The organism is Halorubrum sp. SS7 (genome assembly GCF_005435055.1).
Classification (GTDB): Archaea; Halobacteriota; Halobacteria; order Halobacteriales; family Haloferacaceae; genus Halorubrum; species Halorubrum salinarum.
On the sequence record NZ_SGXV01000139.1, the window covers coordinates 1 to 949 of the forward strand.

The following is a 949-nucleotide window of genomic DNA, read 5'->3' on the forward strand; positions in this document are numbered from 1 at the left end:
GGCTGCCGATCCACAACGGGGCGATCAACGAACTCACGCTGTCAGCGGTCGACCCGGACTCCGCCGAACCGAATCTCAAGCAGTGCGCGGTGCGGATCGCGGCGCCGGAGCGACGCGGGCGCCGGGACCCCGAACCGGTCGCCTCCGAGTGATCTCCGGGCGCGCCGTTCCGGTAGTACGCGCCTCGTTGCCGGAGACGCGCTCCGCCGTTCTCGCTATTCTGTCCATGTAATGAACGATCATACGGTAAATAAATTTAAATCATGGCTTTTGACGGCGCTTATTTCTCACTAAGAAAAATTCTCTTTCTAAAATAAAGAATAAAATGGGCTCGAAGCGTGGGAGTTTGCTATTACTCATTCTATCAACTATCGACGTACATATGTCCATCAGTTATCTTATTAACGTCGGGTTCATGCCCTTTCAACGTGAATTACCGTACGTTCGAATGCGTCGAGGCGCAGACGGATGAGAAACCGACAGTCAGCGAGGGCGATCCGCACGGGCGGGCGCCGACCGGCGAGGGGTGGTGCGCGTGAACAGCCCGATCGAGATGACGAAGTACCGGACGCTGCTGCTCGCGACGGTCGGGTTCAACTTCTCCTTTTTAATCTGGTTCTCGTTCGCGCCGTTCACGGGGCCGAGGGCCGAGGAGTTCGGGCTGTCGCTGGCCGAGATCGGGGTCTTGGCGAGCGCGGCGATCTGGCTGGCGCCGTTCGGACGGGTCCTCACGGGGTGGCTCTCGGACCGGTTCGGGGCGCCGACGATCTTCGCCATCGTGCTGGCGTACGTCGGGGTCTTCTCGATCTGGAGCGCGTTCGCCGAGTCGTACGCGACGTTCTTCGCCGCGCGGCTGATCGTGGCCACGGCGGGGATCACGTTCGTAATCGGGATCCAGCACGTCTCCGAGTGGTTCGAAGCCGAGGAGCTCGGCACCGCTGAGGGGATC

At 60.7% G+C, this 949-nt stretch carries 1 protein-coding gene; it reads left to right on the forward strand.

Annotation, left to right across the window (positions count from 1 at the left end):
* Positions 1-553: 553 nt before the first annotated feature.
* Positions 554-949 (forward strand): MFS transporter (locus EXE44_RS17160; RefSeq protein ID WP_137717988.1); only part of this gene is annotated, 396 nt, incomplete at its 3' end.